Origin of the sequence: Anaerocolumna sedimenticola (assembly GCF_009931695.1) — a bacterium.
Classification (GTDB): Bacteria; Bacillota; Clostridia; order Lachnospirales; family Lachnospiraceae; genus Anaerocolumna; species Anaerocolumna sedimenticola.
On sequence record NZ_CP048000.1, the window covers coordinates 3,859,064 to 3,875,643 of the forward strand.

Here is a 16,580-nt window from a genome sequence, read left to right on the forward strand (position 1 = left end):
TACTAGATGTCAAACCGCTTCCCTATTCAAACTGGCTGTTATATAAACCGGCATAAAAACCGTTTAGTGCCAATAATTCATCATGATTTCCCTGTTCTATGATGTCACCATCCTTGAGTACCAGGATTAAGTCAGAATTTTTAATTGTTGACAGCCTGTGTGCGATAACAAAGCTTGTTCTTCCTGTCATAAGTGAATCCATAGCTTTTTGTATTAAGATTTCTGTTTGAGTATCGATTGAGCTGGTAGCCTCATCCAATATAAGGATTTTAGGATTAGCAAGTATTACCCTGGCTATTGTGAATAGCTGCTTCTGACCTTGTGAGATATTACTTGCTTCTTCATTCAGAATTGTATCATAGCCATCAGGCAGAGTACGGATAAATTCATCGCAATGTGCCGCTTTGGCAGCTGCAATAACCTCCTCTTTTGTGGCATCAAAGGTTCCGTATCTAATATTGTCCAATATGGAAGCATTATAAAGCCATGTTTCCTGCAGAACCATTCCAAACAGTGCTCGTAAATCATTTCGTTTAAAATTATAGATATTATGTCCGTCAATCAAGATTTCTCCCGAATTAATATCATAAAAACGCATCAATAATTTTACCAATGTGGTTTTTCCTGCACCTGTCGGGCCTACAATTGCTATCTTTTGCCCCTGTTTTATTTTGGCAGAAAAATCATGAATAATCAATTTTTCAGGATTATATCCAAAGAATATATTTTTAAATTCCACATTACCATGAAATTCGTATTCCGGTATCTGATCCGCATCGTCTGCTTCCTCTTCTTCATCCAGAAATTCAAATACTCTTTCTGCAGCTGCAATTGTCTGCTGCAGTGTATTTGATATAGAAGCAAGCTGAGTAATCGGCATGGTAAAGTTTCTCATATATTGTATAAAAGACTGGATATCACCGATTTCTACAACTTTTTTTACCGCAAGGTATCCCCCGAGTATACAGATAAGTACATATCCAAGATTACCTACAAAATTCATGATAGGCTGCATAATGCTCGTAACAAATTGTGACTTCCATGCACTTTCACATAGATCATTATTAATATTTTCAAATTGCATAACGGATTCCGCCTGTCTGTTAAAGGCTTGAATTACATTATGTCCGCTGTACATTTCTTCAACATGTCCATTAAGGGAACCAAGTGATTTTTGTTGTGCTTTAAAAAATCCCTGAGAATTTTTTATGATAATATTAACGATTACAAGTGAAATCGGAATTACGATCAGAGCTGTTACAGTCATTAACACACTAATAGAAAGCATCATGCAAAATACGCCGATTATGGTGGTTATGGAGGTAATCAGCTGCGTTAAGCTTTGGTTTAAGGTTTGACTCACTAAATCCACATCATTTGTAATCCTTGACAAGACTTCTCCGTATGTTCGGGTGTCATAATAATTAAGAGGTATTTTCTGCATTTTCTGCGAAATCTCTTTTCGCAGTTTAAAGGTAACCTCCATAGAAACCCTTGTCATAATGAAATTTTGTATGTAGGAACAGAATGTTGAAATAAAATACAGTAATATAAGCAGCATTGTCATTTTGCCCATATAGTCAAAATCCATATACAAGCCGGTCTGCAAATAGTAAGCAACTAACCCGTCTGCCAGTTTTGTTATTATCTTACCAAGAAGCTTTGGTCCTAATATGGAAAATACGGTAGATATGGCAGCAAATATCAGTACTGCCATTATCTGTATCTTATAGGGAAAAAGATAAGTTCCAAGGGTTCTGATCGTATTTTTTGAGTCCTTGGCCTTGCTTGCTGTAATTACATTCATTCTAGGCATTGGTCAAGTTCCTCCTTTGACATTTGTGATAATGCGATTTCCCGGTAAACCATACAGTTTTTCATAAGTTCTTTATGTGTACCTTTTCCGACAATTCTACCTTTATCCAAAACAATAATCTGATCGGCGTTCATAATGGTACCGACACGCTGAGCGACCAGTAATATTGTACTGTCCCCTGTCTCACTTTTTAATGCCGCACGAAGTTTCTTATCCGTATTTAAATCCAATGCTGAAAAGCTGTCATCAAAAATATAAATAGGAGCATTTTTGACCAATGCCCTTGCTATGGATAGTCTCTGCTTCTGTCCGCCCGATACATTAGTACCGCCTTGTGCAATGGGTGCGTCATAAGTTTCGGGTTTTGATTCGATAAACTCCGTTGCCTGAGCGATATCTGCAGCTTTTTGTATATTTTCAAAGGTACTGTTCTTATCTGCATAATAGAGGTTTGAACGGATATTTCCCGAGAATAGAATGCTTTTTTGTGGTACATAACCAATCTTACTTCTCAGTTCCTGACGGTCAACATCCCGTATATCTTTTCCGTCAATCAGAATCTGACCGTCTGAAACATCATAAAAACGCATCAACAGGTTGATGACCGTTGATTTTCCGCAACCTGTTGCTCCTATAATAGCGGTAGTTTGGTGTTTCTTCGCGGTAAAACTTACATTTTCAAGTACATGACCTTTCCCTTCCGGATAGGTAAAACTGACATTTTTAAATTCAACATCAGGATCGAAATTTTCGTCATATATTAAGGTGTGCTTTTTATCTCTGATGGAAGGTTTCATGTCTAATACCTCTTTGATTCTGTTGGCACTGACTGCGGCCCGAGGTATCATAATAAACATTACGGAAAGCATTAAAAACGCTGAAATAATCTGTATGGCATACTGCATAAATGCCATCATGGTACCGATATCGATATCCAGCTTAGAAATCTGTTTAGCACCAAACCAGACAATTAGTACAATAGTTATATTCATTATTAATGTCATTGTTGGCATCATTATTGTCATAACACGGTTTACAAATAAATTAGTATTTGTTAATTCTTTATTTGCTTTATTAAACCGTTCGGCTTCAAATTTCTGTGTGTTAAAAGCTCGAATTACCAGCATACCTTCTAGATTTTCACGACTTACCAGATTTAGGCGGTCAATGAGAGTTTGTACCATTTTCATTTTGGGCATTGCAACTACAAAAATGAATATGATAAACATAAAAATTACAATCAGAGAAAGTACAATCATCCTGGATAGAGACAGGCTGCTTGAAACAGCCTTTATTGTCCCGCCGATACCAAGAATGGGTGCATAAAAAAGTAATCTTACCATCATTACAATCAGTGACTGAATCTGGGTGATATCGTTAGTCGTTCGTGTAATTAAGGATGCCGTTGAAAATTTATCAAATTCTTCATTTGAAAAGCTCTGGACCTTTCGAAATACATCACTTCGCAAATCTCTTGACGTCCGTGCAGCCACTCTGGATGCAAAATAACCCACAGAAATAGAACATAGGGTTCCGATAAGGCTGATTATCAGCATTTTCTTTCCTGTATCCAATATAAAATTAATATCACTGTTTATAACTCCTGTGTTAATTATATCAGACATATAATCCGGCAATGTTAGTTCACACATTGCCTGGATAAAAAGAAGGATTACTGCCATCAGAACAAAAACCCAATAACGTGATATATATTTAAATACTCTATCCATCTTGTGTCCCTTTCAAACTGTCATATTAGCTTGTGTTCTTATGGCCTGGAAGCTGTACCGTCCTCTTGGTTTTCGATACTTGTTTGTCCGTCCTGATTATTTTGAGTTTGTATTTCCGTTTGAACCGGAATTTGGTTTCCAAGAACAAAAAGTTCTTCTTCACCGGTTAATCCATTTACGATCTCCGTATATTTACCATCTGTAAAGCCTGTCTCAACCTTAACTTCTTTAAACCCAACCGGCACATGATCAACTACTTCTTTAACCGCAGGGTCTTTAACATATACAACATCTCCACGAATCAAAGCACCATTTGGAACTGTCATAACATCTTTTACTTCATTTATAATAATTTCACCCGTTACATTCATGCCCGGATATAATTCACCGAAATCATCTATTCTTACGGTAACCGGATATTCCGGCACACCGTTTGTGTATGTACTTTCCGGGCTTATATTAGTAACTACGCCATGAAAGGTAAAACCTTCTAAAGCATCCGAAGTTACGCTGACTTTCTGACCGACCTTAACTTTTTTAATATCCATTTCATCTACCGGCATATCAAACTTAACAGCAGATAAATCATAAATAGTACAGAGTTTTGGTGTTGCAGTTCTGATCGTGTCACCTTCTAAAACGTCCTTACTGGCTACCAGACCGGAAATCGGAGCCGTTACACTATAATCCGTTTTATCATCTATGATATCCCCAGAGAAGTTTTCGCATCATCGATTTTTTCCTGTGCTTTTTCCAAAGTATTTTCTGCATTATCCATTACGTCTTTTGCATTATCTACTTTATTCTGATAAGCATCCAACTGATCCTTATATGTATCGCTGTCTAATACGATCACTGTATATTTTTCTGATATCTTATCCCCTTCTTTTATATTAAGTGAGTGAATTTCGCCAGCTTTATCCGCTGTTATTATCCCCTCTTCCAATACGTTAAAAGTTCCGTCATTACTGCTGTATAAATCACCGATTGATGCGGTAGCTTTTGTACCGGCGGTTAAACCGCCCGGATTTTTAACCTTAATGGTTACCGTTTTAACTACACGGTTACCACTTAATACATCTTCAATATTACTTATTTCCGTTACTTTTCCTTCTAATTTCTCATTGCTGTCGGTAACTTCTATTTTTGCAGTTTTTCCTATCAGAGATTGTTTTACATCAGATGAATTAAACGGAATCTTTAGTTCCATGTAACTATTATCATAGATCTCAGCTATCTGAGTTCCAATCTGTATTTTATCTCCTTCATCAACAAATAAAGTTTTAACAATACCGGATTTTTTAGATTTAATGGTTAAATCACCATAGTCTTTTGCTGCATCGTCATAATCATTCAATGCATCATTATATTTCTGTATGGCTTCAGTATATTTATCTTGTGCAAAGTTGTAATCTTCTTTTGCTCTTGGAACTGCATTTTCTGCGTTACGCAGTTTACTGTCTATATCGTCTGTTGTTATCTGATATAATACATCATCTTTTTTAACCTGATCCCCTTCTTCAAAGTCGGCGGAGATTACGTCTCCAACCACCTGACTGGTTACCTCATAAATATTCAGAGGTTCTATGACGCCGGTAGAAGAAAGTATATTCTGAATATCTCTGGTTTCAACTTTTACCGTATGTGTTACTTCTTTGGCATTTGATTTTTCCATTTTGCTGTTAATTCTGTTGAATATTAAAACTGTTATAAATATAAGAACTACAAGTAAAACCAAAGGCTTAAGGAAATTTAAACCTTTACCTTTATGGGTCGTGTTTAATGTTTCCTCAGATTTTTCAGTATTGGAAGACTTCTTTTTTGAATTGTTATCAATACCCATCTTGTGTATTCATCTCCTTGTCAATCATTATTTTCTGCCACGATAACACGTATTCTGCCGCCGGCGGACATAGTCTTGTCATAATAAGCAGTTAATTTATATTTCTTTAAGTTGGATACGTCACTTAAAGTGGATGTAGTGTACTTTCCGGCATCATGGAAAAATACAGCAACTTGATCTGCCAATTGATATTTTTGAGTACTATCCTGTACGGTATTTACCTCTAAGGATTTTACCTTTACCTCAGTTAGATCAACCATATCTTCTATCTTGGTAGAATCATCATCATCTAATATAAATCCTTTGGGTCCTATCTCAGTATCATAATAATCACCGGAAGCAGTTCCTGTCGTGCCATCTATGTTATATCCGTAATTCGTACTGTCGGCGCTGCTGTCTCCAATCTCCGTTAAAATTCCGTATTTGTAAACATCTCCTGTTACATTGCTTAATATTAATTTAGATATATCACCTGAGCTGTTTTTTTCATAGTAATAAACGGTATGACCCCCTAAAGATATATTAGCAAGTCTGGAAGCATTTACGGTAACATAACTTCCATCACAATAATCCAAAATCTTAACATTTGCTGCCAGCTCATCATTGCCTAATTTCTTTCCGTCACTCGAGAAAGCGTTATTACCAAAGGATACACTTCCTGACTGGTATCTTGTGACAGAGGCAATACCACCCGTATAAGTAACTCGTACAATGTCACCTTCCGTAAAATTATACGCTTTTATATCATAATCCTGCTCATATTCATTTCCACTGGCATCTACGATTGTTACATAATTTGTGCTTACCAGTTCATCATTTTCATTGGTAATAACATGTTCGCCATGGTTAATAACGATTCCGGTAACCGTTACATTGTACTCATCAATCCCTAATACATCTACAACCGTATCATCCTTGCCTAAAATTAAAGTTACAACATCTCCTTCATCCACTTTACCTAAGGAGGAGAATGCAACGGACATATCATTGGAGCCTAAGGTATATTCTTTTCCGCCCAGTTTAACGGAGGTGGGAGCTAAGCGGTTCGGTAAAATGGACTGTATGGAACCGGTAACCTTATTATCATAAGCCCATACGGATTTACAATGTCACCTTCAGTAAAATTATACGCTTTTATATCATAATCCTGCTCATATTCATTTCCACTGGCATCTACGATTGTTACATAATTTGTGCTTACCAGTTCATCATTTTCATTGGTAATAACATGTTCGCCATGGTTAATAACGATTCCGGTAACCGTTACATTGTACTCATCAATCCCTAATACATCTACAACCGTATCATCCTTGCCTAAAATTAAAGTTACAACATCTCCTTCATCCACTTTACCTAAGGAGGAGAATGCAACGGACATATCATTGGAGCCTAAGGTATATTCTTTTCCGCCCAGTTTAACGGAGGTGGGAGCTAAGCGGTTCGGTAAAATGGACTGTATGGAACCGGTAACCTTATTATCATAAGCCCATACGGATTTTAAATCTTCCGAATAATAAACCACATCATTTTCCTGAATATCATTCAGGGTACCTAAGGTACCGTCTTTATAAAAAGTAGCATTGCCTAAGAAAAACGGTATTTGAGTCTTCCAGTCATTATCCACTAAGATAGGGCCTTCCAGGTTGGAATTCACTAAAGATAAATAGTCCATTTCCCCTTTGGAATCAACCGTATATCCCAGAGTTTCCGCATAAATCTTACCGTCTTTGGTTTTCGCGGTTAAAGTGTTATAAAAAAGATTCGTGCAGTCTTTTCTGGTCAGTGCCTGTTTTTGTGTCTTTGTTATATTTTTGTCTAAGTCCTTGGACTCATACAACGCCATTTCAGCTGCACTGATGTTACCGGTAAAGTCGCTGTTGGTATATCCTAAAAGCTTTAAAACACCATTTACTGCTTCAATTAAGGTAATACTTTGAGATGGTTTAAAAGTTCCGTTCATGTAACCGGACATCCATCCCTGATTAATTGCTGTTTGTATGTATCCTGCCGCCCAATATTTTTTTGTTACATCTTTAAATAAAGATACATTGCTTTTCGCAGAAGTCTGATCTTTTAAGGCTGACATATTCACTAACATCTGTGCATACTGCGCTCTTGTTACTTTAGCAGCCGGATTGGTGCTGTTACCCTGATCCGTATCCATGATTTCTAAGGCTTCGATTACTTTTTCCACATTATTAGTACCGGAGGCAGCTTCCACCGGTTTTACCGGAACTGTAATTGTTCCAAACAGCATAATCACAGCAAGTAATAGAGTTAAAATTTTTCTTTGCATCTTCAGTCTCCTTAATTTAACTTTATTATGTATTTACAAAAGATCATCACATATCTAATAACCTTTCCTTAAGGCTTAAGATATGTTCCCTCGTTGCCCAGTTAAAATTTGACCGTCAAAAGATGGCAGTTCTAACCATTGGTAAGAAGCTTTCCAATTTAGAATCCACACTTTCGTATTTCCAGTTAAACACAATACCCTTTTTCATATGACACCTCTTTTCAAATCCGATTATGTGACACAGTGTTTCTTACATTTCGTTATTATAAGTGACATATTGTCTCTTGTCAAGATAAAAAAATCAGAGGTATTTAAATAAACCTCTGATAAAAAACATACATATGAACATAATTTAAAATAACAAATTAATTAATCCTAACACAAATCCTATTACAGCCCCAAGGTTAACAACAGCCCCCAATTCCTTTTTCATAATAGAGAGAACAAGCTCCTCCACCTCTTTGGTATCCATTGCATTTACTTTTTCCTCTGCTATTTTGGAAAGGTTTAAAGACGTTAATATTTTTTCAGAATAATCAGTAATCAGCATACGATAAACTTTTAGTATTGTTTCTTTTAATTCAACAGTATTAATGTGATCAAATAATGAGGATATGGTCTGTTGATTTAATTTTGTATATTCGTCCCGTATAAGATTGTTTACTTTATCTTCTGCATGTTCTTCTATATATATATTAACTCGGTCTTTGATTGTATTTTCAATAGGTTCTAAAACAGAAGGGTTTAAAAACATTGCTAACATTGTACCCTGAACTTTTTCTACTACTGCTGACCTAACTTCAGCGGCTATAACTTGGCCTAAATTCATTGTAATTAGTTCATTGCTTATCTTTTGGGTTAACGTCTCTACAATATCCGATTCAAGCTTTATCTGGGCAGAATCGCCTATCATAGTATTTAATCTTACTTCCAAGGTAGTATTATCATCAGATAATTTTTGGAAAATGAGATCGAGCTGTTTTCCGATTTCCTGTTCCTTATCAGGGGATAATAAAGTCTCTTTGATAATAACCGGATTTAAAAGATTATTTCCTACCACATTTCCAATAGCTTTAGCAAATCTGGCCTTCCCCCTTGGGATAATACCCGGTGTAAAGGGTATACGGTATTTTCCGATATAAACCGGGTTGATCGGATGAAATAACATTTGAACTGCTATTAAGTTCGTAACATATCCAATAACTGCTCCCAGTGCAGGTCCAATTAAAATATTCCATTGCATATTAAAATCCCTCTTTCGTAATAAAAAATAAAGTCAAAAATAATATACTATCTGTAAATGAATATTACAAGTATAATTGCATAATTTATTATTTTATTTAATTCTTTGGTTATATAAGTAGATAGACGCTAACCAAGCTAAGTATTTTAAATATCATCTAATATTTGTTTCCGTTATTTATCATATTCATCTTCCGTTATTACATTTTTTTCATATTGAATATGTAATTCGTTTAACCTTTCTTCTGATGTTTTAGTGTTATTGTTTTTCTCCTGATTATAATCATTTTCAACATTATAGTCATCTTCAATAACTATTTCATGAGTGGCAATGCCTTTGCTGGAAAATGCATTAACCCCACTGATAATAGTTATAACTAAAGCAAACAGTGTCCATAGAAGTCCCCTTCTTTCTCATCGTTTTTCTCCCTTTTTCTATTATTTTGTAATACAAAAATATCACTGAATTTCTATGTTCTACGAAAGAAATATTAATTATTTATAGTATACCAAATATCACAGATGGTACTACATAATTTACATTAGTCAATATTATTGTTGTAAACGGAAAAATCAACTGACCCGTCAATTTATGGCAAGTCAGTTGATTCTAAATATATATATAATGTTTACTATTTATTATTTTCTCTCTCGCTTTTTACTCTCTGTGACAACTGCTTTCCTTGTGTGAATCGTCTCTTTTGGATGTAGTGGTCATGCGAAAATTGAATATAATAAACTAATGAGTTATATTTCGGCTACCTTATAACAGAAGTAAGTTCCTGGTTTTATACTGTCATCATCATAATAAAGTAGTCCAAGCCTATCAAATACAAAAGCTTTTTGATAATCTTTCTTTTTCATTTCAATGAATGCCTTTTCATAATTAACATAAGGAGCACCGCCGATTGCTATCGTCATATGAAATACATAATCGTCATCGTGCTCTGCAGGACATCGGCCAAAACGTTCTTCCAAACGCCAAAATAGATTATTTTGAATATCAGTTAATTCAACTGATTTCACAGCGCTGATTGACATACACCCTGATGGATAACCTAAAACCTTACTTGGATGAATAGTAACCTCTTTGAATTTAACTGCGACTGGCTTTATATCCTTTGCAAATTGATCAAAGAATTCTTCGAATTGTACTAAATCAGGTATGGAAAAGGGCTGCTTCAAAGATACATGCTGGGGAAGCCTTGCCATTTCAAACCCCAGGTTACCGGCTTTATGAGCTTCTAACATTAACTTTTTACCATAATTTTCGGCTTCATTATTGGCAATTAAAACAATTGTAGCTTTCATGTTATCTCAAACCTCCAATTAATAAATGCTTCAGTGGGTAATTGCAAAATTCTTATTTTTTGAATCTACTATACCGCTAATTAAAATTTCAGAGCTTCTGGCCTTTAAGAGTTTCCTGTATTAATTTTATAAATTCTGAAAGGTTCATTTCACCCAGATTGCCTTTTTCAAGATTTCTGACAGATAACGTATCGCATTCTTTTTCTTTTTGACCAATGATTAACATATATGGTATCTTGTCAAGTTGTGCCTCACGGATTTTATATCCTATTTTTTCATCTCTCGTATCTATTTCACACCTGTAACCGGCAGTTTTTAATTTTTTTATAACGGATTCAGCATATTCAATAAATCGATCAGATAACGGCAATATTTTTATTTGTACTGGAGACAGCCATAAAGGAAATTTGCCGGCATAGTGTTCAATTAATATACCGATAAAACGTTCTATGGATCCAAAAACAACCCGATGAATCATAATTGGTCTGTGCTTCTCTCCATCATAGCCAGTATATTCTGCATGAAAGCGTAAGGGAAGTTGAAAATCAAGTTGAATTGTACCACATTGCCATGTCCGTCCGATGGAATCCTCCAAATGAAAATCAATTTTTGGACCATAAAAAGCTCCATCTCCCTCATTAATAATATAATCCATGTTAAGTTCAGTCAGAGCCTGCTTTAATCCATTTGTCGCAGTATCCCAGTCTTCATCGCTGCCTATACTGTTTGCAGGACGGGTGGATAATTCTACATGGTACTTGAATCCAAATTTACTGTAAACCTCATCAATTAATTGGATGACACCCTTTATTTCATCTGGTACTTGTTCTTCCGTCATGAAAATATGGGCATCATCCTGAGTAAAGCACCGTGCTCTCATCAATCCATGCAATACACCTGATTTTTCATGTCTGTGAACCAATCCCAATTCACCGATTCTGAGTGGAAATTCTTTATAGGAATGTGGGGTGGATTTATAAACCAGCATACATCCTGGGCAATTCATTGGCTTTATTGCATAATCCTCTTCATCAATAATAGTCGTATACATGTTTTCACGGTAATGATCCCAGTGGCCTGAAGTCTCCCAAAGCTCTCTGTTCAATATGGTTGGAGTTTCTATTTCAACATAACCCTCCCTTTCATGAATCATACGCCAATAGTCAATCAGAAGATTTTTTAGAATTACCCCTTTTGGAAGAAAGAAGGGAAATCCAGGTCCCTCATCCATAATAGAAAACAGTCCCATTTCCATCCCAACTCTTCGATGATCCCGCCTGCGGGCTTCTTCCAACTGCTCCAGATACTCCTCTAAATCACTGTTCTTTGGAAATGCTGTTCCATAAATACGTGTGAGCATTTTATTCTTCTCATTACCGCGCCAATAAGCTCCTGCAATAGTCATAAGTTTGAATGCTTTTATGCTTATTGTACTTATTAAGTGTGGACCGGAACATAAATCAGTAAAATCTCCCTGCTCATAAAAACTTATTTCTGCGGTAACGGGTAAATCGTTTATCAATTCTACCTTATAGGGTTCGTTCTTTTCTGCCATAAGTTTAATTGCGTCTTCTCTGGATAAATAAAACCTGTGTAACTTAATATCCTCTTTTATTATTTTTCTCATTTCCTCTTCAAGTGCTAGTAAATGCCCTGCAGTAAAAACAAAATCAAACTCAAAATCATAATAAAATCCATCTGTAATTGCAGGTCCGATCGCTAACTTTGTGCTTGGATATAATCGTTTTACCGCCTGTGCCAAAATATGAGCTGTTGTGTGCCGAAAAGCTGCCCGCCCGTCGGTTTCTTTAAAGGTAAGGATATTTAAATAACAGTCAGACGTTATCATAGTTCTTAAATCGACAATATCTCCATTCAATTCTGCTGCACATGCATCTTTTTCCAATTGCCTATTCATCTCTTTGGCAAATTCAAAAATACTTTTTTCCTCATTTAGTTCCCGCTTGGAACCATCTTTCATTGTAATAATCATTTCTTGCATTCTCCTTTCGATTCTTGTTAAATAAATACGAATGAAACGATAACATAAGAAAAGCACCCCAAGGAAATGACATCAGCCATTTACTTAAGGGTGCATAAATTATAAATGCACGGTTCCACCTTAACTTTTTACTTCAGATTCTAACAAATCCTATTCTTTAACGCAGACATACGGTAACACATACTAATTACATAACGTAATTCATTCAATGCTACAGCTCAGGAATGGTTTTCATCTATACTCTTTCATAAAGAACTTCCACCAAATGTTCTTCTCTCTGGATGTTTCCTACAGATTACTCTTTTCCGTCATCGCTTTTCCTATGTTATTATTAATATAATATCATTCTTCCTTAATTTGTCAAGGATAAATTACACTGTAATTGTTATTTTAATAGGTATAGTAACAGAATATTTCTACTTTTGATTATTACTCACATTTAGATATCCGTTCTATTATCTGATGGAAATATAATACCTAACTGCTTACGAACTTGATCCATAACCTTTATTGCATTTAAGGATACTTCGTTATAGTAATCCAATTTTTCATTTTTCTCTATTGCTTCCATAAAGGTATTAAGTTCATAAATCATATTATTTTCACAGGCTTCTGCAACAATTTCTTCCTCGGAATTATCATTGTATTTAATCTTAAAGTTTCTTGGACTTGATATATGGGGAATAAGTATTACACCGTTTTCTCCTTGTATCTGGCTTGGAACTTGTGAATTCGTAATTTTTGAATAAATTAATTCAGAAATCATATCTTCGTATTTTGCTAGAATACTGCCTGCTCCGTCTATTCCATTACTTAATATAACAGAAGCTGAATTCACTGAATCGGGATGACCAAACAAATCAATTAAAGAATGCACACAATAAACACCGATATCCATTAAAGCTCCGGCTGATAATTTGGGATCAAATATATTTGCAGTTTCACCTTTTTTAAAAGCATCATATCTTGAAGAGTACTGACAGAAATCCAAGGTTACTCTTCTTACCGTTCCTATTTTAGATAAATTTTCTTTTATTAGTTTCTGGCCGGGATCAAAAATAGGTCTCATTGCTTCCAATAGTTTCACATTATTATCCTTCGCGACCTGTAACATACTTTTTACTTCTTTTACATTAGCTCCCATGGATTTTTCGCATAGAACATGTTTACCGGAACGTAACATTTTAACAGTCTGATCATAATGCAAACTATTTGGACTGGCAATATATACTGCATCAATCATGGAACAATCGGCTAAGTCATCTAAATTATGAAAGAAAAGCTCAGCACCAAATTCCCGTCCAAAGCTTTCTGCTTTTTCTAGCTCTCTTGAATAAGCACCTAATAATTTAAAATTATCTAATTGTGCCGCAGCCCCCAATAATTGTCTTGTAATTTTACTTGTTCCGATGGTTGCAAATCTTATCATTTTTTCTCTCCTGTTATTATTGTAATTTTTAAAATTGCGAAAACTGAACCGGTATCCCCTGATTTCTAAGGGCTTTTACATAAGTCCAATGAATCCTACAGAATCATTTTAATACAAAACATATGGATAGACAACAAAATGTGTGATATTGAAAAAAAGCCGGTAAGGGTAAGCTGCTTCCTATTATTATTAAGGCTTTTATCAATTTTTAATCCTCACTTTCCATCATAGATTTCTATTTCTATATTTACATTTTAATTTATATTTTTACAAAGTACCAGATCAAATTTTTTCAATATATCAGGTATATCAATATTCTGCGGGCAAAGTTTTTTACATGCGCCACAGTTTAAGCAGGCCCCGGGCAGTTCTGAATTTTTCATTGCATCTAATGTGAATTTTAGGATGGATGGATTATCAAAGGTACTCTCATTATACATAGATAAGAGCTTTGGGATATCTAATCCCTGAGGGCAACCCTCACAGCAATATCGACAGGCGGTACATGGTATAAGGTTTATCATAGTAGACACAACCTGATTAAGTAATTTGTTCTCATACGCAGTCGTTGGATTATTTTGAGAGAATATATCGATATTTTCTTTCAATTGTTCCATGGTAGTCATGCCACTTAGAACGGTTTGTATATTTGGTAAAGACTGCAGATAACGAAAAGCCCAGGATGCAATGGAATCGTTAGGACGTTCTTTTTTTAACAGGTTATTGGCTTTCTCGTTAAGATTTGCCAGCTTGCCGCCTCTACATGGCTCCATTACGATTACTGGAATACCATGATTCGTTAATATTTCATATTTTCTTCCTGCATCCTGAAGAAACCAGTCCATATAATTTAATTGGATTTGTGCAAATTCAAAACAATCTTTCCATTTCAGAAATTTTTCAATAGTTTCAGCTCTTCCATGGGCAGAGAAACCTAAATGCCGGATACGTCCCGCTTGTTTTTGTGCGAGAAGATATTCTACAATTCCTAAATCCTCATCGGTATAAAAGTCATATGAGGTTTCGCATAAGTTATGTAACAAGTAGAAATCGAAATATTCCACACCGCATTTTTCCAATTGTTCCTCAAAGATATCTGCAGTAGAACACTTCTTCATACCGGACAAATAACCGATAAACTCCAATTTACCATTTTTGTATTGCATCATATGTCCTGGCATTTTTGATGCCAGATACCAGCTTTCACGAGGATATTGGTTTAGCACTTTCCCAACAAATTTTTCTGATTCCCCTTCATGATACCGATAGGCGGTATCAAAATAATTGACACCGTTTTCATAAGCATTTTCAATAATCGCTCTTGCTTTTAATTCGTCAATCGGACCATGTTTATCAATAGTAGGAAGGCGCATATTACCCATACCTAAAGTGGAGAGCTGCAGTTCCTGGAACGGTTTATATATCATAATATTCATCCTTTCATATTTATGACATGCTTAAGTAATTACGAAATCCCAATTACTCCAATATTGTATCTATATACCATGCAATTAATATAATTTCAGAGCCAAATCTGTCCCCAGAGGGAACTAAAGCTGGAAACAAGGGTCAATCGTATGGTATATTCAAAAAAACTATGTAGTTTCGCAATTATCTATTATAACATGATATTAGTTAGGAATAAGTTTCCTTAATTTATTTTGACCTCACCGGTAAGTATCTTTTTATAATCTTCATAATTTTTCTTTAATAATCCCGGTGTATCCAGACTATACGGGCACCGCGTTTTACATTTTCCGCATTCAAGACAATCTTCTACTTTCTTCATCAATTCCTGTGCTTTTGGTGTCAAATGATTTTTCGAGGGAGAACGCCTTATTAAAAGTGACATTCTTGCACAGGTATTGATTTCAATCCCAACCGGACATGGCATACAATAACCGCAACCCCTGCAGAAATCTCCGGTAAGTTCCTTTCTCTCTTGTTCAATATAAGCTTTTCTTTCCTCAGTCATCAGCGGCGGGTTATCTATATAACTTAAAAATTCAACCAGTTCCGATTCTCGTTGGATTCCCCAGATTGGCAGTACATTATCATACTGTGACATAAATGCATACGCAGCAGCAGAATCTGTAATCAGACCACCGGACAATGCTTTCATAGCAATGAAACCCATATTAGCCCTCTTACATTTTTCTACCAACGAGATTTCCTTATCGGATGATAAATAACTAAATGGAAATTGAAGTGTTTCATATAATCCTGAGTCGATACACTCCTGTGCTATATCTAATTTGTGGTTTGTCAAACCAATGTGCCTTATTTTTCCAAGTTTTTTAGCCTCCAGCATACATTCATACATCCCTGTACCATCACCTGATTTATAACATACACCTGGCCAATGAAACTGATAGATATCAATATAATCAGTCCTTAAGACGGTTAAGGAAGTCTCTAAATCTCTCCAGAACTTTTCCGGAGTATCAGCCCGCGTTTTTGTTGCAATGATAATCTTTTCACGTATACCATGAAATGCACGTCCAATTTTTTCCTCACTATCTGAGTATACACGTGAAGTATCAAAGAATGTAATACCTCCATCAAATGCTTTTCGTAAAATACCGACCGCTGATTCCATATTCACTCTTTGAATGGGAAGTGCTCCAAATGCGTTACGGTCGGATACAATCCCGGTACTTCCTAATGTGATTTGTGTCATTATTAACTCCTCCTCATATAAATTACCAAATTGAATATTTTTACTATATACAGAAAAAGCGACTCCCGTTTCTCTTCATGAAATGATAGATAATCCTAAGTATTCTTTCTTTGTAATGTCTTTTCTTTCGCAACCACCGTTTGTTCGTATCTGAATCTGCCACATTATTTAACAAATCGGTTTGATTTTCTATTAGATACTTCTTAGAATATTCAGTTATTTCCATCATTA

The 16,580-nt window shown here is 35.4% G+C and carries 12 protein-coding genes and 1 other annotated feature; all 12 genes read right to left on the reverse strand.

Features of this window, described 5'->3' with window-relative positions; translation table 11 throughout:
• Positions 1 to 22: 22 nt before the first annotated feature.
• The gene (locus Ana3638_RS17170) at positions 23 to 1,816 is read right to left on the reverse strand and encodes an ABC transporter ATP-binding protein (RefSeq protein ID WP_161839129.1); all 1,794 of its coding nucleotides are present in this window, start codon (positions 1,814 to 1,816) and stop codon (positions 23 to 25) included.
• Positions 1,804 to 3,546: an ABC transporter ATP-binding protein gene (locus tag Ana3638_RS17175; RefSeq protein WP_161839130.1), complete on the reverse strand. Its 1,743-nt coding sequence runs from the start codon at positions 3,544 to 3,546 to the stop codon at positions 1,804 to 1,806. The genes Ana3638_RS17170 and Ana3638_RS17175 overlap by 13 nt, the downstream gene beginning before the upstream one ends.
• A 38-nt stretch (positions 3,547 to 3,584) precedes the next feature.
• The gene (locus Ana3638_RS17180) at positions 3,585 to 4,253 is read right to left on the reverse strand and encodes an efflux RND transporter periplasmic adaptor subunit (RefSeq protein ID WP_330588042.1); all 669 of its coding nucleotides are present in this window, start codon (positions 4,251 to 4,253) and stop codon (positions 3,585 to 3,587) included.
• Positions 4,247 to 5,389: an efflux RND transporter periplasmic adaptor subunit gene (locus Ana3638_RS17185; RefSeq protein ID WP_161839132.1), complete on the reverse strand. Its 1,143-nt coding sequence runs from the start codon at positions 5,387 to 5,389 to the stop codon at positions 4,247 to 4,249. Before Ana3638_RS17185 ends, Ana3638_RS17180 begins: the two co-directional genes overlap by 7 nt.
• Positions 5,390 to 5,409: 20 nt before the next feature.
• A complete protein-coding gene (locus tag Ana3638_RS17190) occupies positions 5,410 to 6,372 on the reverse strand; it encodes a hypothetical protein (protein ID WP_161839133.1) in 963 nt (320 codons plus the stop codon).
• A 53-nt stretch (positions 6,373 to 6,425) separates the two neighbouring features.
• Positions 6,426 to 7,685 carry an S-layer homology domain-containing protein gene (locus tag Ana3638_RS17195; protein WP_161839134.1) on the reverse strand — a complete coding sequence of 420 codons (1,260 nt, stop codon included), beginning with the start codon at positions 7,683 to 7,685 and terminating at the stop codon, positions 6,426 to 6,428.
• Positions 7,686 to 8,037: 352 nt separating this feature from the next.
• Positions 8,038 to 8,928 (reverse strand): DUF445 domain-containing protein, encoded by an 891-nt coding sequence (locus Ana3638_RS17200; RefSeq protein WP_161839135.1) that lies wholly within the window; start codon positions 8,926 to 8,928, stop codon positions 8,038 to 8,040.
• Between the two features lie 746 nt (positions 8,929 to 9,674).
• Positions 9,675 to 10,238, reverse strand: a complete 564-nt coding sequence (locus Ana3638_RS17205; protein WP_161839136.1) for a 2'-5' RNA ligase family protein — start codon at positions 10,236 to 10,238, stop codon at positions 9,675 to 9,677.
• Between the two features lie 88 nt (positions 10,239 to 10,326).
• A complete protein-coding gene (gene thrS, locus Ana3638_RS17210) occupies positions 10,327 to 12,231 on the reverse strand; it encodes a threonine--tRNA ligase (protein ID WP_161839137.1) in 1,905 nt (634 codons plus the stop codon).
• Positions 12,232 to 12,323: 92 nt separating this feature from the next.
• Positions 12,324 to 12,561: a binding site (T-box leader), on the reverse strand.
• Between the two features lie 118 nt (positions 12,562 to 12,679).
• Positions 12,680 to 13,669 (reverse strand): Gfo/Idh/MocA family protein, encoded by a 990-nt coding sequence (locus Ana3638_RS17215; RefSeq protein ID WP_161839138.1) that lies wholly within the window; start codon positions 13,667 to 13,669, stop codon positions 12,680 to 12,682.
• A 254-nt stretch (positions 13,670 to 13,923) separates the two neighbouring features.
• Complete coding sequence (locus Ana3638_RS17220; RefSeq protein WP_161839139.1) at positions 13,924 to 15,096, reverse strand: aldo/keto reductase; 1,173 nt, start codon at positions 15,094 to 15,096, stop codon at positions 13,924 to 13,926.
• 224 nt (positions 15,097 to 15,320) lie between these two features.
• Positions 15,321 to 16,349 carry an aldo/keto reductase gene (locus Ana3638_RS17225; RefSeq protein WP_161839140.1) on the reverse strand — a complete coding sequence of 343 codons (1,029 nt, stop codon included), beginning with the start codon at positions 16,347 to 16,349 and terminating at the stop codon, positions 15,321 to 15,323.
• Between the last annotated feature and the right edge of the window lie 231 nt (positions 16,350 to 16,580).